The following is an 18,006-nucleotide window of genomic DNA, read 5'->3' on the forward strand; positions in this document are numbered from 1 at the left end:
CCTCCACCGGGGCCGTTTGTGTTTCCGCTGAGGAGTCCCGTCCCGATGCACCAACGTCCGCTCGGCCCCTTCCAGGTCTCCGCCATCGGCCTGGGCTGCATGAACCTGAGCCACGCCTACGGCGTGCCGCCGTCGAAGGAAGACGCCGCCCGCCTGCTGCTGCGCGCGCTCGACCTGGGCGTCACGCTGTTCGACACCGCCGCGCTGTACGGCTTCGGCGCCAACGAGACGCTGGTGGGCGAGGTGCTCGGGCCCCACCGATCGAGGTTCACCCTGGCCAGCAAGTGCGGCATGCAGGGCGAGACCTTCCCCGACGGCGTCAAGCGCGTCATCGACAACCGGCCGGACAAGCTGCGCGCCACCTGCGAGGCGGCGCTGAAGCGCCTGCGCACTGACGTCATCGACCTGTACTACCTGCACCGGTACGACAAGCGGGTGCCGATCGAGGAGAGCGTCGGCGCGCTGGGCGACCTGGTGCGTGCCGGCAAGGTGCGGGCGATCGGCCTGTCCGAGGTGTCCGCCGCGACCCTGCGCCGGGCCCACGCCGAGCACCCGATCGCCGCCGTGCAGAACGAGTACTCGCTGTGGTCGCGCAACGTGGAGCTGGGCGTGCTGCAGGCCTGCCGCGAGCTCGGCGTCGCGCTGGTCGCCTTCAGCCCGGTGGCCCGCGGCTTCTTCGCCGGCGCGGTGCGGGATGCGGCGCAGCTCGACGCCAAGGACATCCGCCGTGCCATGCCGCGCTTCCAGGGCGAGAACCTGCAGAAGAACCTGGCGCTGCTGCCGCCGCTGCAGGCACTGGCCGCCGAGGTCGGCTGCACACCGACCCAGCTCGCGCTGGCCTGGCTGCTGGCGCAGGGCGAGCACGTCATCCCCATCCCGGGCACCACGTCCGTCGCCCACCTGGAAGAGGACGTCGCGGCGGCCGACCTGCGGCTGCCGGACGACGTGCTGCGCCGTGCCGGCGAGCTGATCCACCAGGGCACCGTGGCCGGCCCGCGCTACAACGCGGCCACCCAGACCGAGATCGACACCGAGGAGTTCGACGCATGAAGCACGAAGACCACCCGACCGCCGGCCTGACGCGCCGCCATCTCCTGGCCGCCGGCGGGGCCGCCGGCCTGGCGGGCGTCGCCGGGCCGCTCGCCGCCCAGGGCGCCTTCCCCGACGGCAAGCCGATCACCGTGCTGGTGCCGTTCGCGCCGGGCGGCATCGCCGACCTCACCGCGCGCACGGTGACGCAGGCCATGGGCCAGATCCTCAAGACCAGCATCGTGGTCGACAACCGGCCCAGCGCCGGCAGCATCGTCGCCTCGCAGGCGGCGGCCAAGGCCGCGCCCGACGGCCTGACGCTGCTGGTGGTGAGCAACGGCAACGCCGTCAGCCAGGGGCTGTTCAAGAAGCTGCCCTACGACATCCACAAGGATTTCGCCTTCATCAGCACCATGGCCTTCTTCGAGCTGGGCGTGCTGGTGCCGGAGAACTCGCGCTTCAAGACGCTGCGCGACGTGGTGGCCTTCGCCAAGGCCAACCCCGGCAAGCTGACCGTCGGCACCATCGCCGTCGGCAGCACGCAGCACCTGTCGGCCGAGCTGTTCAAGACCCGCGCCGGCATCGACGCCGTCACCGTGCCCTACAAGGGCACGCCGGCGGTGGTCAACGCGCTGCGCACCGGCGAGATCGACGTCGGCTTCGAGATCCTCGGCCCCATCATGGGCCAGCTCGACGCCAAGGTGATCCGCGCGGTGGCCACCACCGGCGCCCAGCGCTACGCCCGCCTGCCCGACGTGCCCACCGTGCAGGAGCAGGGGGTGTCCGACTACGTGGTGGCGTCGTGGAACGCCCTGGCCGCGCCGGCCGGCACGCCGAAGCCCATCATCGACCGGCTGCAGGCCGCCACCAACGAGGCGGTCAGCAGTGCCGGCGTGCAGCAGCGGTTCAAGGAACTGGGCGTGCTGCCCAGGGCCGGCTCGCCGGCCGAACTGCAGACGCTGCTGAACAACGAGATCAGCCGCTGGGGCGCGGTGATCAAGGCGGCCAAGATCGAGCCGGAGTGACGCGCGGTGCGCCGGCCGCCGCCACGATGGCGGCGGCTTGACCCAGCGCAAGGGCCCGGCGCGGGGTTGGCGGTTCACTGGCGGGCATGAAGCCCCGCCAGACCCCAGGCCCCGCGCCCATCCCCGGCACCGTGCTGTTCGACGGCGCCATGGCCGCCAAGGGCTATGCGCTCAACAGCATGTGCTTCTCCTTCAACGACGCCGCCAACCGGCGTGCCTTCGTGGAGGACGAGGACGCCTACTGCGCGCGCTACGGCCTGACCGTGGAGCAGCGCGAGGCGGTGCGCCGGCGCGACGTGCCGGCGCTGCTGCAGGCCGGCGGCAACGTGTACTACCTCGCCAAGCTGGCCGGCATCTTCGGCCTGGACGTGCAGGACCTCGGCGCCCTGCAGACGGGCATGAGCAAGGACGCGTTCAAGGCGATGCTCGTCGCCCAGGGGGGCTGAGGCCATGGCCCGGATCGTCGGCGGCATCACCACCTCGCACGTGCCCGCCATCGGCGGCGCCATCGCCCGCGGCCTGCAGGGCGACCCGTACTGGAAGCCGTTCTTCGACGCCTTCCCGCCGGTGCGGCGCTGGCTGGCCGAGCAGCGGCCCGACGTGGCCATCGTCTTCTACAACGATCACGGGCTGAACTTCTTCCTCGACAAGATGCCGGCCTTCGCCGTCGGCGCGGCGGCCGAGTACCGCAACGCCGACGAGGGCTGGGGCCTGCCGCCCGTGCGGCCCTTCGCCGGTGATCCGGCGCTGTCGTGGCGGTTGATCGAGTCGCTGGCGGCCGCCGACTTCGACCTCACCACCTGCCAGGCGATGACCGTCGACCACGCCTTCACGCTGCCGATGGCGCTGCTGTGGCCCGACCAGCGCTGGCCGGTGCGCGTGATCCCGGTGTGCATCAACACCGTGCAGCACCCCATCCCCACCGCCCGGCGCTGCTGGGCGTTGGGCGAGGCGGTGGGCCGCGCGATCGCCGCGCTGCCCGACGACCTGAAGGTGCTGGTGGTGGGCACCGGCGGGCTGTCGCACCAGCTCGACGGCCAGCGCGCCGGCTTCATCCACAAGGACTTCGACCTGCGCTTCATGGAAAGCCTGGTCCACGACCCGACGTGGGCCACCCAGTTCGACAACGTCGAGCTGGTGCGGCAGACCGGCACGCAGGGCATCGAGCTGCTGATGTGGCTGGCCGCCCGCGCGGCACTGGGCGAGGCGGTGGTCCAGCGCGAGCGCCTGTACCACATCCCCATCTCCAACACCGCGGCCGGCATGATGCTGATGGAGCCGGCGGCCGCTCAGAGGTCGACCTGCAGCGACGCCCGGAAGGTGCGCGGCGCCATCGGGTACAGGTAGACGTGGTCGTACTGGTACGGGCTTTCGCGCCAGGCGCGCTTGTCGGCCAGGTTCTCGATGCCGGCGCGCCAGGTGAGCGAGGTGGCGCCGACGCGCTGGACATGGACCAGGCCGATGTCGAGCCGGGTCCATGAGGGGATGGTCGGGCTTCCGATGGACGGCAGCAGCGTGCGGTCGCCCTCGTGCACCAGGCCGCCGAGCAGCGACAGGCCGGGCACCGCCGCCACGCGGTAGCGGGCGTTCAGCCGGAACAGGCGCTCGGGCACGTTGGGCGGGCGCTGGCCGTTGACCGCGGGGTTCACGCTGCCCTCGCGCTGCGCGTCCAGCAGCAGCGCGCTGGCGGCCAGCTGCCAGGGGCCGTGGCGCCACTGCGTCGCCGCCTCCAGGCCCTGGTGACGGGCGCTGCCGTCGATCGCCTGCTGGCTGCAGCCCGGCGTGCCGTCGGTGCAGGTCACCGTCAGCACGGCACTTTGCGGCCGGTTGATGCGGAAGGCACTGAGTTGCCAGTCCAGCACGTCGCCCGTGCCCTTGACGCCGACCTCGGCCTGGCGGCTTTTCAGCGCGGCCAGCGGCTGACCGGCGTTGACGTAACCGGCGCGGTTGGGCGCGACCTGGGATTCGACGCCTTCGCCCCAACTGGCGTACACCAGATGACGCGTCGTCGCCTGCCAGCCCAGCGCCAGCCAGGGGTGGTGAAGGACTGTGCGTAGTCGGTGGCCCGTGTGCCGTCCGTGCGCACGCTGCTGCGGTCCAGCCGGGTGTGGCGCAGGCCGAGCCACGCCGTCCATTGGTCGTTCACCTTCAACGCGTCACGCAGGAAGAGCTCGGTGCTCTTCTCTGTGCGCTCCGTGTTGGGCACCAGGCCGAGCGCCGGCAGCACGGGCACGATGGCGGTGCCCGACACGTTGCCGCTGCCGACGACCGTGCCGTCGTCCAGCCGCGGCTCCATGCGCTGCGTGAAGCGCGACAGCAGCACGCCGGTGCTGAGCCGGTGTTCCAGCCCGCCCGTGGTCATGCGGCCGTCCAGGCTGAACTGTGCCGCGGTGGTCCGGCGGCGTTCGTTGTCGCTGCGGAAGGCGTACAGGTCGTACGTGCCGTCGCTGCAGTAGCGGTCGTAGTTGTTCTCGGCGCTGCAGCCGAACGGAAACGCCAGCCGGTCGTCCGTCTTCAACCGCTGCACGCCGCCGTGCGCGGTGAAGCGCCAGTCGGCGTTCAGCCGCTGGGTCCAGCGCAGCGAGCCGGTGTCGCCGCGCATCACCACCGGTTGCGACCAGGGCTGGTTGTTGAGGTTGATGCGCGGGTCCACCGGCGCCGGCAACGCGTTGCCCAACAGGCTGAAGCCCGGCTGGCTGGGCGCGGCGAAGCGGCTGGTCTCGAACTCGGCCTCCAGCAGCGTGTCGGCCGACAGCCGCCAGTCGGTGGCCAGCGCGAACAGGTGCCGCTCGCCCCGGGCGTCGCGCAGCGGCGGGGCGATGCGCTCGGCCGCGGCGTTGAGGCGCAGGCCCACCGCGCCGTCCGCGCCGAAGCGGTCGCCCAGGTCCACCGAGGTCAGCACGCCGCCGCGCGAGGCGACGCCCACCGTGCCGCTGCGGATGCGCCCCTCCGGTCGCTTGACGACCAGGTTCAGCAGCCCGCCCGGTGCGCTGGTGCCCGCCTGGATGCCGCTGGTGCCCTTGAGGATCTCGACCGCAGCCTTGTTGTCCAGCGGCAGCCGCGTCTCGGCGCTGATCGGCAGGCCGTCGCGTCGGACGTTGTACTTGTTGTCCAGGGCATAGCCGCGCACCGACAGGATGTCCCAGTAGTTCACCGAGTTGTAGGCGTCGGACACGCCGGCGTCGAAGCGGGTGAGGTCGGCCAGCCGGCCGCTGCCGCTGTCCTTCAGCACCTCGGCCGGGATGCTGGTGGCCTGCACCGGCAGCCGGTTGAGCGGCACGTCGGCGAAGCCGCCGATGGCCAGGCCCGGGCTGCGCGGCGCGGTGACGGTGACGTCCAGGCCGGTGCCGCCGGCCTGGGCCATGGCCGAGGGCAGGGCGCCGGCCACCAGCGCGGCGGCCAGCGCGATGCGCGCGGGGCGGACGCTGGGCGAAGGAGGGGAAAAGGAAGAAGGGCTCGTCATCATGGTGTCCGGGCGACGAGCAGGGCGCGAACACCGGACGGCACGGCGGCCCTCCATCGATGCGAGCTTCCCTGCGCGAGGATTACCTCAATCAGGTTCAAAGGGACTCTCTCAGTCGGCTCGCCGGTCAGGCGGGCCAACACCCCTAGCGGATGCGACGGCGCAGGACGCCGTCGCGGGCCGGATGATAACGAAAGCGTAGGGCGGCCCGTGGCTCAGAGGATGAGCCAGCGGGCAGAGGCTCAGATCGGCGTGTCGCCCGCCACCCCGAGCCGCTGCTGCAAGGCCGGGCTGGTGGTGGTGTACTGCAGCGGCACGCGCTCGCCGGGATGGAGGTGCTCGGCCGCGGCGAAGGCGGCGAGCGTGGCCTCGTGGAAGCCGCAGACGATGAGCTTTCGCTTGCCGGGGTAGTGGTTGATGTCGCCCACCGCGAAGATGCCCGGCTCGCTGGTCTGGAAGCGCTCGGTGTCCACCGTGAGCAGCCGGCGCTCCATCGCCAGGCCCCAGTGCGCGACGGGGCCGAGCTGGGGGGACAGGCCCAGGCCGACGAGCAGCAGGTCCAGCGGCTGCTGGACCTCGGCGCCCTCGGCGGTGGCCAGGGTCAGCGCGACCAGCCGGCCCTCCCGTTCGGCCAGGCCCACCGGCTGGCCGAGCGAGAGGTGCACGTCGCCCGCGGCCAGGGCCTGGTGGAAGCGCGACACCGTGGCCGGCTCGGCGCGCCAGTGGTCGCGGCGGTGCACGACGGTGATGCGGGCGGCGGCGCGGCCCTCGGCCAGCGCCAGCGCCCACGACAGCGTCGACTCGGTGTCGCCGGCGACGACCACATGGCGGCCGCGCGTCACCGCATCGTCCGGACGGTGGTGGAAGACCTGCCGGCCCTCGAAGGCGCGCAGGCCCTCGACCCGCAGCCGCTTCGGGGTGAAGGCGCCCAGGCCGCCGGCGATGACCACCACGCCGGCGTCGAGGCGGGTGCCGGCCTCGGTGGCGACGTCGAAGCGACCGTCCGCGCGCCGCTGCAGTGAGGTCACCTCCTGGCCCAGGTGCCGTTCCACGGCGAAGGGCGCCAGCTGCTGCTGCAGCCGCTCGACCAGTTCACCGCCCGAGCAGCGGGGCAGCCCGGGGATGTCGTAGATCGGCTTGTCGGGGTACAGCTCGGCGCATTGCCCGCCGACGAAGGGCAGGGCGTCGACGACGGCGCAGCGCAGGCCCTGCAGGCCGAGCTGGAAGGCCTGCCACAGGCCCACCGGGCCCGCGCCGATGACCAGCGCGTCCACGGTCATGGGGCGCTACTTGATCAGCTCGGACACCTTGTCCTTGCGGTCCTTCCAGTCGTCGGCGTCGGGCAGCGGCGCCTTGCGCTTGGTGATGCTGGGCCACTGCTTGGCCAGGTCGGCGTTGAGCTTGATGAAGGCCAGCTGGTCCGACGGCACGTCCTCCTCCGGGAGGATGGCGTTGACCGGGCACTCGGGGATGCAGACGGCGCAGTCGATGCACTCGTCGGGGTCGATGGCCAGGAAGTTGGGGCCTTCGCGGAAGCAGTCCACCGGGCAGACATCGACGCAGTCGGTGTATTTGCAGCGGATGCAGGCTTCGGTGACAACGTGGGTCATGTCGATCTCTGGGGACGTCGAAGGCGAAGGGCAGCCGAGGGCGATGGCGCCGCGCGGCAAACGAAGGATTTTAAGTCGGCACCGGCTGCCCGCCGGCGCCCACGACCACCACGGTGGGACGGCCTTCGTGCAGCGGCTGGGCCTGGGCGAGGGTGGCGACGGTGTGGTCGCTGGCCCGGGCGTCGGGCCAGCCGGCGCGCGAGACGACGTGCACCGCCGTGCCGCCGCCCCAGCCTTCGCCGCGCAGGCGCTCGGACAGCGACGCCAGCTGGCGTCCGGCCATGTAGAACACCTCGCTGTCCGCGTGGCGCACGGCGTGCAGCTCGCCCTCGCGCGTCATCGCGGTGGCCAGGGTGACGCTGCGGCCGCTGCCGCGCCGGGTCAGCGGGCGCAGGCCGTGGGCGGCGGCGGCGCTGGCGGCGGTGACGCCGGGCACCACCTCGCAGGCGATGCCGGCCTGCGCCAGCGCGGCCAGCTCCTCTTCCAGCCGACCGAAGATGCTGGGGTCGCCGCCCTTCAGGCGCACCACGGTGCGGTGGCGGGCCGCCAGTGCGACCAGCCGCCGGTTGATCTGGACCTGCGGTGTGCTGTCGTCGGCGAAGCCGCGCTTGCCCACCGGCTGCCAGTCGGCCTGCGGCGCCAGCGCCTGCAGCGCCGGCAGGTCGATGAGGGCATCGTGCAGCACCACCTCCGCCTGCTGCAGCCGCTGCAGGCCGCGCAGGGTGATGAGGTCGGCCGCGCCCGGGCCGGCGCCGACGAACACCACGCGGCCGGTCATCGGCGCCGCCCGGGGCCTACTGCGGCTGCGAGACCAGCAGCGCGCCGCTGGTGCGGTTGCTGGTCGGGTCGACGACGATCAGGGCGCCGCCGATGCGGTTGTCCGCATAGGCTTCCACCGGCAGGGGCTGCTGCACCTCCACCGTGACATGGCCGATGTCGTTGACCGCCAGTTCGTGCGCGTCGGTCTCGTCCAGGGTGTGGATGTCCAGGCGGTGGTCGATGCTGGCGATGCGCGCCTGCACCCAGCGGTTGCCATGGCGCACCCAGTACTTGCGGCCGACCACCGCGGGCTCGGTGTCCAGCCAGGCCAGCGTGGCGGTGAAGCGCTGTGTGCTCTTCAGCGCCTCGGGGGTGCCGATCCAGTCGCCGCGCGACACGTCGAGCTGGCGGTCCAGCACCAGGCCGGCGGACTGGCCGGCCTCGGCCTTCGCCACCACTTCGCCCGCACGGCGCACCTCGGCCACCACCGCCCGCTGGCCGCTGGGGAAGAGCTGCACCGCATCGCCGGCCTTCACCTGCCCATGCGCGATGCGGCCCCACAGCGTGCGCGGCTGGTTGCCGGTGCCTTCGCCTTCACGGGCGACGTACTGCACCGGCAGCAGCAGGTCGCCCTGAGTGCGCTCCTGCGTGGCGGGCAGGGTGTGCAGCAGCTGCAGCAGCGAGGGGCCGTGGTACCAGGGCGCGTCCAGCGGCTGGGTGACGTTGTCGCCGCGCAGGGCGGAGACCGGCACGATGCCCGCCACCTGGATGCCGGCGGCGGCGGCGAAGGTGCGCAGCGCCTGGCCCACCGCCTCGTAGGCTGCGCCGGCGTCGTCCACCGCGTCGATCTTGTTGATGGCGAAGAGGATGCTCGGCACGCGCAGCAGCTGCGCCAGCAGCGCATGGCGCCGGGTCTGGGGCAGCAGTTGCACCTCGGCCGCCCGCCAGTCGATCTTGGTGATGTCGACCAGCACCACCGCGGCGTCGCTGCCGGCGGCTGCGGTCACCATGTTGCGGGTGTACTGCTCATGGCCGGGGGCGTCGGCGATGATGAACTTGCGCGTCTTGGTGGCGAAGTAGCGGTACGCCACGTCGATGGTGATGCCCTGCTCGCGCTCGGCCTCCAGGCCGTCGGTCAGCAGCGACAGGTCGATCGGCTCGCCGGCGGCGCGCTTGGCCAGCGTGTCGAGCTGGTCGGCCAGGATGGCCTGGCTCTCGAACAGCAGGCGTCCGATGAGCGTGCTCTTGCCGTCGTCGACGCTGCCGCAGGTGAGGAAGCGCAGGGCGCGGTGGTCGTCGACGGCGCCGGTGATGGTCTCGTGGTTCTTCGGCACGGCGGACATCAGAAATAACCTTCCTTCTTGCGGCGTTCCATCGACGCGTCGGACGTGCGGTCGTCCATGCGGGTGGCGCCGCGCTCGCTCACCGTCACGGTCAGCGTCTCGGCCACGATGGCGGCGGCGCTGTCGGCGTCGCTTTCCACCGGGCAGGTGCAGGTCATGTCGCCGACGGTGCGAAAGCGCACCGGCACCCGTTCGACGGTCTCGCCGGCCTCGGGCGGCGTGACCTCGGTCACCGGCACCAGCAAGCCCTTGCGCCGCACCACCTCGCGCTCGTGCTTGAAGTAGAGGCTGGGCAGCGGGATGTTCTCGCGGGCGATGTACAGCCAGACGTCGAGCTCGGTCCAGTTGCTGATCGGGAAGGCGCGGAAGTGCTCGCCGGGGCGGATGCGGGTGTTGAACAGCGTCCACAGCTCGGGCCGCTGCTCCTTCGGCTGCCATTGGCCGAAGCTGTCGCGGTGGCTGAAGATGCGCTCCTTGGCGCGCGCCTTCTCCTCGTCGCGGCGGGCGCCGCCGATCAGGCAGTCGAAGCGGTGCTCCTCGATGGTCTCCAGCAGGGTCACCGTCTGGTGGCCGTTGCGCGATTCCAGCGGATGGGCCAGGCGGATGGTGCCCTTCTTGATCGAGTCCTCGAGGTGGCCGACGACCAGCCGCTCGCCCATCTCGGCCACGCGGCGGTCGCGGAACTCGATGACCTCGGGGAAGTTGTGGCCGGTGTCCACGTGCACCAGCGGGAAGGGCAGCCGGCCCTTGAAGTCGTTGCCCGAGATCCTGGTCTTGAAGGCCTTCTCGGCCAGGCGCAGGACGACGCACGAGTCCTTGCCGCCGGAGAACAGCAGGGCGGGGCGCTCGAAGCTGGCGGCCACCTCGCGCAGGATGAAGATGGCTTCCTCTTCCAGCCAGTCGAGGTGCGAATGGTCGAGCTGCGGCAGCAGCTGCTCAACGCTGGTGGCGGCGTTCACGGTCGGGCTCCGATCATCGAGACGACGGGGTCGTCTTCTTCTTCCTCATGCTTGACGTGCAGGCCGCACTCCTTGCTGGACTCCTCCCACCACCAGCGGCCGGCGCGGAAGTCCTCGCCCACGGCGATGGCGCGCGTGCAGGGCGCGCAGCCGATGCTGGGCATGAACTCGTCGTGCAGCGGGTTGTAGGGCACGTCGTGGGTGCGAACGTAGTGCCAGACGTCCGCCCAGCTCCAGTCGGCCAGCGGGTTGACCTTGCTGCGGCCCTGGTCGTCGGGCTCGGTGAAGGGCACGTCGGCGCGGGCGCCGGACTGCTCGCGCCGCAGGCCGGTGACCCAGGCGCTGCGGCCGGCCAGCATGCGGGCCAGCGGCTCCAGCTTGCGGATGCCGCAGCAGGCCTTGCGCAGCTCGATGCTCTGGTACATCGCGTCCTCGCCATTGCGGGCGACGAACTGGATCACGGCCTCGGCCACCGGCTTGAACACCTCCACCGTGCGACCGTAGCGCTGCTCGATGGCGGGGATCAGCGCCAGCGTCTGCGGGTGCAGCTTGCCGGTGTCCAGCGTGGCGATGGCGATGGGCAGGCCGTGGCGGGCGAGCAGGTCGGTCACGACCATGTCCTCCACGCCCAGGCTGGTCGACTGCACGATGCCGCCCGGGTGGCCGGCCGCGGCGTCGCGCAGCACTTCCACCGCGTGGGCGACGCGGTCGGCGAAACCCGCGGTCTCGCGGGCGTAGAGGGCAATCGCGCTCATGCCGACCTCCGCAGAGCCGCCTCAAGCAGGTCGGACGCCCCCTCGGGGGGCAGCGAACGAATGTGAGCGTGGGGGGCCGTTCATATCGCGGCCCCTGTCTGCACGAACTCGCGCTCCTCGCCCGCCGGCCGCGCGAACCACGGCCGCGGCTCGCGCACGTCGCCCTGGTAGTGGCCGGGGAAGAAGGCCAGCGCACGCTCGGCCGCCTCGCGCGACTGGTCGCCGCGCAGCACGGCGGTGTCGAAGCCGGTGCGCTGCATCAGCGGCAGCATGTCCACCAGCACCTCGCCGGTGGCGCGCACCTCGCCGGTGTAGCCGAAGCGCTCGCGCAGGAGGTGCGCCTGGCTGTAGGCCCGGCCGTCCACCCACTTGGGGAACTGCAGCGCGACCAGCTGCAGCCGCGGCAGGTCGGGCTCGAGTTGCTCGATGTCGGCGTCGTTGGGCACCGCCACGCCGGTGGGCAGGCTCGCCGGCCAGGTGGCGCGCACCGCGTGCCACTGTTCGAGCGTCAGCAGGCGGTGCGACGCGGCCACCGGGTGCGGGGTCGGCCCGTCTTCGCCCAGGGGCATGTGCCAGGGGTCCTGGGCTTTGTCGATGAACTTCATGGAAGGGATCCTCAAGCCGCGGTGGCGTGACGCTGGGCGTCGGCGGCCTGCTTGAAGGGGGCGATGCCGGCCCGGCGCACGGTGTCGATGAAGCGCTCGCCGTGGTGGCGCTCGTGGCGGTAGGTGTCGATCAGCGCCTCGATGACGTCGGGCACTTCCTCGGCCGCGAAGGACGGGCCGATCACCTTGCCGGCGACGGCCTTGCCGCTGAGCGCGGAGCCGTCCGAGCCGGCCAGCGTGATCTGGTACCACTCGCTGCCGTCCTTGTCGACGCCGAGGATGCCGATGTGGCCGCTGTGGTGGTGGCCGCAGCTGTTGATGCAGCCGCTGATGTGCAGGTCGATGTCGCCGATGTCGTAGAGCTCGTCCAGGTCGTCGAAGCGCTCGGTGATGGCCTCGGCGATGGGGATGGACCGGGCGTTGGCCAGCGCGCAAAAGTCGCCGCCGGGGCACGCGATCATGTCGGTGAGGAAGCCGATGTTGGGCGTGGCGAAGCTGTTGTCGCGCGCGGCTTCCCACAAGGCGAAGAGGTCGGCCTCGCGCACCCAGGGCAGCAGCAGGTTCTGGTCGTGCGTGACGCGCAGCTCGCCGTGGCTGAAGCGGTCGGCGAGGTCGGCGGCCGCATCCATCTGCGCATCGGTGGCGTCGCCGGGCGCCTGGCCGGCGCGCTTCAGCGACAGCGTCACCGCCTTGTAGCCCGACAGGGCATGGCCATGCACGTTGCGCTCCAGCCAGCGGGTGAACGCGGCGGGTGCATCGGCCACCGGCAGCGGCGAGGCGGCATGCGGCTCCTCGTGCACGCCGGCGGGCCGTTGGAAGCAGGCGGCCACGCGGTCCAGTTCGGCCTGGGGGATCAGGTGGTCGCGACCGTGGGCGTCACGGTCGAGGATGCTGCGGAACTCCGCGTCCACCGCGTCGAAGAACTTCTGCCCCTCGGCCTTGACCAGGATCTTGATGCGCGCCTTGTACATGTTGTCGCGCCGGCCGTAGCGGTTGTAGACGCGCACGATGGCCTCGAGGTAGACGAGGATCTGCTGCCACGGCACGAAGTCGGCGATCTTGGCGGCGATCACCGGCGTGCGGCCCATGCCGCCGCCGACGAAGACCTCGAAGCCGACCTCGCCGGCCTCGTTGCGCTTGAGCGCCAGGCCGATGTCGTGCCAGCCGATGGCGGCACGGTCTTCCTTGGCACCGGTCACCGCGATCTTGAACTTGCGCGGCAGGAAGGCGAACTCCGGGTGCAGCGTGCTCCACTGGCGCAGGATCTCGCAGTAGGGGCGCGGGTCGACGATCTCGTCGGGTGCGACGCCGGCCAGGGCGTCGCTGGTGATGTTGCGGATGCAGTTGCCGCTGGTCTGGATGCCGTGCATGTCGACCTGGGCGAGCAGGTCCATCACGTCGGCCGCCTTGGGCAGCGGGATCCAGTTGAACTGGCAGTTCTGGCGCGTGGTGAAGTGGCCGTAGCCACGGTCGAACTCGCGCGCAATGCGCGCCAGCTGGCGCAGCTGCCGGCTGGACAGCTCGCCGTACGGCACGGCGATGCGCAGCATCGGCGCATGGCGCTGGATGTACCAGCCGTTCTGCAGGCGTAGCGCGCGGAACTCCTCGTCGGGCAGCCGGCCGGCGAGGTGGCGGTCGAGCTGATCGCGAAACTGCGCCGCGCGGGCCTGGACGAACTGACGGTCGAACTCGGTGTACTGGTACATGCGGCGGTGTGGAAACGGCCGGCCCCGGCGCCTGGACGCGCAGCCTGGGAGCAGGCACACCGCGCCTGGCCCACCGGGGCCGAGGCCAGCACTGTAGGCGCCGGCCTTATGGTTGAGAACAACAGAGTAGTTGCTTATTTATTATCCGAGGCAATGAAGGATGCCGCTTCGACCGGGGCGAGCGCCGCTGGCGCTGCCAGGGTTGCGACCCCGATGTCGCGCCGAACCGCGGCCGCCGGCCTCCTGGTGCTGGCCGCCGGCTGCACCACCGCGCCGAACCCGCCGCCGGTGGTCGCCGTGCCACCGCCCGTCCCGCCGGTCGCTCCGCCGACGCGTCCACCCCGGTTCGGACTGGCGCTGGGCGGTGGCGCCGCGCGCGGCTTCGCCCACATCGGCGTGCTGCAGGTGCTGGAGGAGAACGGCCTGCGGCCGGCGCTGCTGGCCGGCACCTCCGCCGGCAGCCTGGTCGCCGCGCTGTACGCCTCGGGCCACAGCGCGGCCGAACTGGGCCGGCTGGCCGAGTCGCTCGACGAGGGCGTGTTCGCCGACTGGGCGTACCCGGGCCGTGGCCTGATCCGCGGCGAGGCGTTGGCGCGCTTCGTTCGCGAGCACACCGGCGGGCGGACGATCGAACAGCTGCCGCTGCCGCTGGGCATCGTCGCCACCGACCTGGACAGCGGCGAGGGGGTGCTCTTCCGGCGGGGCGACACCGGCCTGGCCGTGCGTGCCTCGAGCGCCGTGCCGGCGGTGTTCCAACCGGTGCGCATCGCAGGGCGCGAGTACGTCGACGGCGGGCTGGCCTCGCCGGTGCCGGTGCGGCACGCGCGCCAGATGGGCGCCGAGGTGGTGCTGGCGGTGGACATCTCGCAGCCGCCCGAGGGCGCGGCCACCGGCGACGCGGTGCGACTGCTGCTGCAGACCTTCGCCATCATGGCCCGCAGCATCAACCGCTTCGAACTGCAGGAAGCGGACTTCGTGCTGCGCCCGCGGCTGCCGGGCGTGGCCGGCACCGATTTCACCGCCCGTCGGCGGGCGCTGGCAGCCGGCCGTGACGCCGCCCAGTCCGTGCTGCCGGCGCTGCGGCAGCGGCTGGCCACCGGAGTGCCCGACCGCGCAGCACCACCAGCGCCTTGAACAGCGGCGTCACCCAAAAGAACGGCCCGGGAGGGCCCGGGCCGAAGGTACCTGGAAATCTGCATTTCGGAGGTACCGAGGAGACAACCTACAGAGAACCACCGCGGCACCGCCGCGGTGAATCGCATAGATCGTGGCCGCCGCCGGAAAGTTCAACCGCCGGCGTGGCCAGGGCGCGGCCTCAGGCGGCGGCGACCGTGCGCTTGACCGACTTCGGCGCCACCTGGGCGACCTGCTGGGAGGCCTTGACCGCGCTGGTGGTCACGGCCTGAAGGTTGGCTTCGGCGACGTCGACGGCTTGCTTGGCGGCCTTCTGGGCGGTCTCGAATGCGTTGTTGGCAGCGGCGATGGCCGACTTCATCAGCGCGACGGCGTTCTCGGTGCCGGCGGGCGCGTTCTTCGAGGCGCTGTCCACCAGCGCGGCGAACTTGGCCTGCAGCTCGGCCATCTTCGATTCGGCGACCTTCACGACTTCCGCGTTGGTGGCGCTGGTGATCTCGTACAGGTGACGGCCGTAGGCGGCGACCTTCTCGGCGGAGGGCTGCAGCAGGCCGGCGTTCAGCGCCACCAGTTCCTGGGCGTCCTTGACCGACAGGGCGGCTTGGGTGGTCTCGGCGACTTCGCTCAGGGCGGTCTTGGCGGCCTGGAGGTTGAGCTCGATCACCTTCTCGACGCCTTCGAAGGCCTTGTGGGTGAGACCGAAGAAGGTCTCGACGTTGGTCTTGTGGGTGGCGATGACTTGGTCGGGGGTCAGCATGGAAAGCTCCTTTGAGGTGGTTCGGCCGATGGCCCGGCCGTCGGGATCGAGGCACTGCAGACTTTGTTGCGCTGCAGCATGCGTCGAATTATGGGGAGGGTCGACCCGTGCCGCAAGCGGTTTGTTGCGTTGCAGCAATCTTTAGGGGTCTGCCTCTAGGGGGACGGCTCCACCGCGTGGCGGCCGGGGGTCCGACCCGCAGCGCGGGTTGGGGGCGACTGGCCAGAATCGCCGGATGCAGGTCTTCTACGCCGACCAGTTCGTCCTGCCCCTGCCGGAGGGGCACCGCTTCCCGATGCCGAAGTACGCCCTGCTGCGCGCCCGGCTGCAGGGCGAGCCGGGCTTCCGACTGCGCGAGGCGCTGCCGGCCAGCGAAGGTGAACTGGCGCTGGTGCACACCCCGCACTACGTGACGTCGGTGCTGGAGGGCCGCCTCAGCGCCGTGGAGCAGCGCGAGATCGGTTTCCCCTGGTCGCCGGCGATGGCAGAGCGGGCCCGGCGTTCGGTGGGCGCCACGGTGTCGGCGGCGCGGGCCGCGCGCGACGAGGGCGTGGCGGCCAACCTGGCGGGCGGCACCCACCATGCCAAGGCCGGTGCCGGCAGCGGCTACTGCGTGTTCAACGACGTGGCCGTCGCCGCCCGGCTGATGCAGGCCGAATCGCACCGGGCGCGCCGCGGGCTGCTGAGGGTGGCGGTGATCGACCTCGACGTGCACCAGGGCAACGGCACGGCCGAGATCTTCGGGGACGACCCCACCGTGTTCACCCTGTCGCTGCACGGCGAGCGCAACTTCCCCTTCCGCAAGGCACGCAGCGACCTCGACGTGGAACTGCCGGACGGCTGCGACGACGCGCGCTACCTGTCGGCGCTGGACGACGCCCTGCAGCGGCTGTGGCACCACCACGCGGACCGGCCGCCGGGGCTGGTGTTTTTCCTGGCGGGGGCCGATCCGCACGAGGACGACCGCCTCGGCCGGCTCAAGCTGACCGCCGACGGCCTGGCCGAACGAGACCGGCGGGTGTTCGAGGCCTGCGAGCGGCGCGGCATCCCGCTGGTGATCACCATGGCGGGCGGCTACGGCCGCGACCTGGAGGCCATGGTGGCGCTGCAGCACCGCACCCTGCTGCAGGGCCTCGCGAGCTGGCGTCGTTGGCGTGAACGTGGACTGAACGCAGCGCAGAATCGCAACTGAAGAACAACCACAGGAGATTGCATGCGGCACAGCGTGCTGGTGGCCCGGGCCGCCTTTCCCGACCTCGTCGACCGCCTGCGCGCGCACTTCGACGTGGAGACCAACGACGACGACCGCGTCTTCACGCCCGATGAACTCAGCCGCCGGCTGCAGGGCAAGCAGGGCGCCATCACCACCGGCAGCGAACGCATCGACGCGGCCGTGCTCGATGCCAACCCGCAGTTGCGCGCGGTGTGCAACATGGCCGTGGGCTACAACAACTTTGACGTCGCCGCCTGCACCGCGCGCGGCGTGCTGTGCACCAACACGCCCGACGTGTTGACCGAGACCACCGCCGACTTCGGCTTCGCGCTGATGATGGCGGCGGCGCGCCGGCTCACCGAGTCCGAACACTTCCTGCGCGCCGGCCGGTGGACGAAGTGGTCCTACGACCTGCTGGCCGGACAGGACGTGCACGGCAGCACCCTGGCCATCCTCGGCATGGGCCGCATCGGCAAGGCGATCGCCCGCCGTGGCCACCATGGCTTCGGCATGCAGGTGATCTACCACAACCGCTCGCACCTTCCGGCGGAGGAGGAGGCGGCGGTGGGCGCACGCTGGGTCGACAAGACCACGCTGCTGCGCGACGCCGACCACCTCGTCATCGTGGTGCCGTACAGCGCCGAGTCGCATCACCTGATCGGTGCGGCCGAACTGGCTTCGATGAAGCCGACGGCGACGCTCACCAACATCGCGCGGGGAGGCGTGGTGGACGACGCCGCGCTGGCCGAGGCGCTGGCCGCGCGGCGCATCGCGGCCGCCGGCCTGGACGTCTTCGAAGGCGAGCCGACCGTGCACCCCGACCTGCTGGCGCTGGACAACGTCGTGCTCACGCCGCACATCGCCAGCGCCAGCATCGCCACCCGGCGCGCGATGTTCGGCCTGGCCGTCGACAACCTGCTCGCCGCGCTGGGCTGCGGTCCCAACGCGGGCCGCCCGCCGACGCCCATCAACCCCGAGGTGCTGGCGGCCGCCCGTTGACCGGTGGACCGGTCCGCACGGACCGGTGCGTTCTGGAACTCGGCCATACAGCGCTGCATGGCGGTCGATCGGCGGCGTCCCCCCGTTACGTGTAAACCACAGCGGGTGCCTGGAGGGCCATGCCTAGAATCCACGCCGATTCCAATACCGCCTCGAGGTTCCCCACGTGAAGATCAAGAGCCAGAAAGACTTCTGGTCGGGGCTGATGTTCATCGCCGTTGGCGCAGGCTTTTCTGCGGGCGCGTTGAACTACAGCTTCGGCTCTTCGGCCCGTCCCGGGCCAGGCTACTTTCCCTTTGGGCTCGGCGCTCTGTTGGCCGTCCTCGGTCTGGTGGTGCTGTTCAATTCGCTGACCATCGAAACCGAGGACGGGGAGCCCATCGGGGGGATCGCCTGGCGGCCGTTGGTCGTCCTCGTGGTGTCCATCGTCCTCTTCGGTTTCCTGCTGCCGAAGCTGGGCATGATCGTCTCCCTGCCGCTGCTGGTCCTGGCCACGGCCACCGCCAGTCACGAGTTCCACTGGCGCGATGCCCTCATCAACGCGATCGTGCTCACCGCCTTTTCTTGGGTGGTCTTCATCTGGGGCCTGTCCCTGACCATTCCGCTGTGGCCCGCGTTCACCGCGGCCGCGGGCTGAGGGAACCGCCAC

17 protein-coding genes, 1 pseudogene and 1 riboswitch are annotated in these 18,006 nt (G+C 71.4%); of the genes and pseudogenes, 8 read left to right on the top strand and 10 right to left on the bottom strand.

The genetic code is table 11. From position 1 onward, the window contains the following. Positions 1-45: 45 nt before the first annotated feature. From LRS07_RS09715 to LRS07_RS09730, 4 genes are all read left to right on the top strand, one after another. Positions 46-1,050, top strand: a complete 1,005-nt coding sequence (locus LRS07_RS09715; protein WP_260501718.1) for an aldo/keto reductase — start codon at positions 46-48, stop codon at positions 1,048-1,050. Then, positions 1,047-2,054 carry a Bug family tripartite tricarboxylate transporter substrate binding protein gene (locus tag LRS07_RS09720; protein WP_260501719.1) on the top strand — a complete coding sequence of 336 codons (1,008 nt, stop codon included), beginning with the start codon at positions 1,047-1,049 and terminating at the stop codon, positions 2,052-2,054. The genes LRS07_RS09715 and LRS07_RS09720 overlap by 4 nt, the downstream gene beginning before the upstream one ends. A gap of 86 nt (positions 2,055-2,140) precedes the next feature. Next, complete coding sequence (locus LRS07_RS09725) at positions 2,141-2,500, top strand: protocatechuate 4,5-dioxygenase subunit alpha (RefSeq protein WP_260501720.1); 360 nt, start codon at positions 2,141-2,143, stop codon at positions 2,498-2,500. Positions 2,501-2,504: 4 nt separating this feature from the next. After that, positions 2,505-3,401, top strand: coding sequence for a class III extradiol dioxygenase family protein (locus LRS07_RS09730; RefSeq protein ID WP_260501721.1), 897 nt, complete (start codon positions 2,505-2,507; stop codon positions 3,399-3,401). On the opposite strand, the pseudogene LRS07_RS09735 reads toward LRS07_RS09730, so the two are convergent. From LRS07_RS09735 to LRS07_RS09775, 9 genes and pseudogenes are all read right to left on the bottom strand, one after another. Next, a pseudogene (locus LRS07_RS09735) lies at positions 3,344-5,574 on the bottom strand (TonB-dependent siderophore receptor). The gene LRS07_RS09730 and the pseudogene LRS07_RS09735 sit on opposite strands and share 58 nt — an antisense overlap. Further along, positions 5,569-5,674, bottom strand: a riboswitch (TPP riboswitch). (Overlaps the previous pseudogene by 6 nt.) An 85-nt stretch (positions 5,675-5,759) precedes the next feature. Beyond that, entirely contained in the window at positions 5,760-6,797 is a 1,038-nt protein-coding gene (locus tag LRS07_RS09740) for an NAD(P)/FAD-dependent oxidoreductase (RefSeq protein WP_260501722.1), read from the bottom strand. Positions 6,798-6,803: 6 nt separating this feature from the next. After that, the gene (fdxA, locus tag LRS07_RS09745) at positions 6,804-7,127 is read right to left on the bottom strand and encodes a ferredoxin FdxA (RefSeq protein ID WP_260501723.1); all 324 of its coding nucleotides are present in this window, start codon (positions 7,125-7,127) and stop codon (positions 6,804-6,806) included. Positions 7,128-7,197: 70 nt separating this feature from the next. Next, a complete protein-coding gene (gene cobA, locus LRS07_RS09750) occupies positions 7,198-7,905 on the bottom strand; it encodes a uroporphyrinogen-III C-methyltransferase (RefSeq protein ID WP_260501724.1) in 708 nt (235 codons plus the stop codon). 16 nt (positions 7,906-7,921) lie between these two features. After that, positions 7,922-9,229, bottom strand: a complete 1,308-nt coding sequence (locus LRS07_RS09755; protein ID WP_260501725.1) for a sulfate adenylyltransferase subunit 1 — start codon at positions 9,227-9,229, stop codon at positions 7,922-7,924. Beyond that, positions 9,229-10,188, bottom strand: coding sequence for a sulfate adenylyltransferase subunit CysD (gene cysD, locus LRS07_RS09760; RefSeq protein WP_260501726.1), 960 nt, complete (start codon positions 10,186-10,188; stop codon positions 9,229-9,231). Before cysD ends, LRS07_RS09755 begins: the two co-directional genes overlap by 1 nt. Further along, on the bottom strand, positions 10,185-10,943 hold the full coding sequence (locus LRS07_RS09765) for a phosphoadenylyl-sulfate reductase (RefSeq protein WP_260501727.1): 759 nt from the start codon (positions 10,941-10,943) through the stop codon (positions 10,185-10,187). The genes cysD and LRS07_RS09765 overlap by 4 nt, the downstream gene beginning before the upstream one ends. Positions 10,944-11,023: 80 nt before the next feature. Next, positions 11,024-11,548 (bottom strand): DUF934 domain-containing protein, encoded by a 525-nt coding sequence (locus tag LRS07_RS09770; RefSeq protein ID WP_260501728.1) that lies wholly within the window; start codon positions 11,546-11,548, stop codon positions 11,024-11,026. 11 nt (positions 11,549-11,559) lie between these two features. After that, complete coding sequence (locus LRS07_RS09775) at positions 11,560-13,254, bottom strand: nitrite/sulfite reductase (RefSeq protein WP_260501729.1); 1,695 nt, start codon at positions 13,252-13,254, stop codon at positions 11,560-11,562. Positions 13,255-13,467: 213 nt separating this feature from the next. Here LRS07_RS09775 and LRS07_RS09780 point away from each other — a divergent pair, with 213 nt between their 5' ends. Further along, entirely contained in the window at positions 13,468-14,388 is a 921-nt protein-coding gene (locus tag LRS07_RS09780; RefSeq protein WP_260501730.1) for a patatin-like phospholipase family protein, read from the top strand. Between the two features lie 181 nt (positions 14,389-14,569). On the opposite strand, the gene phaP is transcribed toward LRS07_RS09780, so the two are convergent. Continuing rightward, on the bottom strand, positions 14,570-15,145 hold the full coding sequence (gene phaP, locus LRS07_RS09785; RefSeq protein WP_260502083.1) for a TIGR01841 family phasin: 576 nt from the start codon (positions 15,143-15,145) through the stop codon (positions 14,570-14,572). 235 nt (positions 15,146-15,380) lie between these two features. Between phaP and LRS07_RS09790 the strand changes: the two genes are divergently transcribed. The 3 genes from LRS07_RS09790 to LRS07_RS09800 all read left to right on the top strand — a co-directional run bounded on the left by LRS07_RS09790 (position 15,381) and on the right by LRS07_RS09800 (position 17,994). Beyond that, entirely contained in the window at positions 15,381-16,337 is a 957-nt protein-coding gene (locus LRS07_RS09790) for a histone deacetylase family protein (protein WP_260501731.1), read from the top strand. A 21-nt stretch (positions 16,338-16,358) separates the two neighbouring features. Then, positions 16,359-17,357 (top strand): 2-hydroxyacid dehydrogenase, encoded by a 999-nt coding sequence (locus LRS07_RS09795; RefSeq protein ID WP_260501732.1) that lies wholly within the window; start codon positions 16,359-16,361, stop codon positions 17,355-17,357. 166 nt (positions 17,358-17,523) lie between these two features. Continuing rightward, the gene (locus LRS07_RS09800) at positions 17,524-17,994 is read left to right on the top strand and encodes a tripartite tricarboxylate transporter TctB family protein (RefSeq protein WP_260501733.1); all 471 of its coding nucleotides are present in this window, start codon (positions 17,524-17,526) and stop codon (positions 17,992-17,994) included. Positions 17,995-18,006: the final 12 nt, after the last annotated feature.

Source organism: Aquabacterium sp. J223, assembly GCF_024666615.1.
In the GTDB taxonomy this organism is placed as follows: Bacteria; Pseudomonadota; Gammaproteobacteria; order Burkholderiales; family Burkholderiaceae_C; genus J223.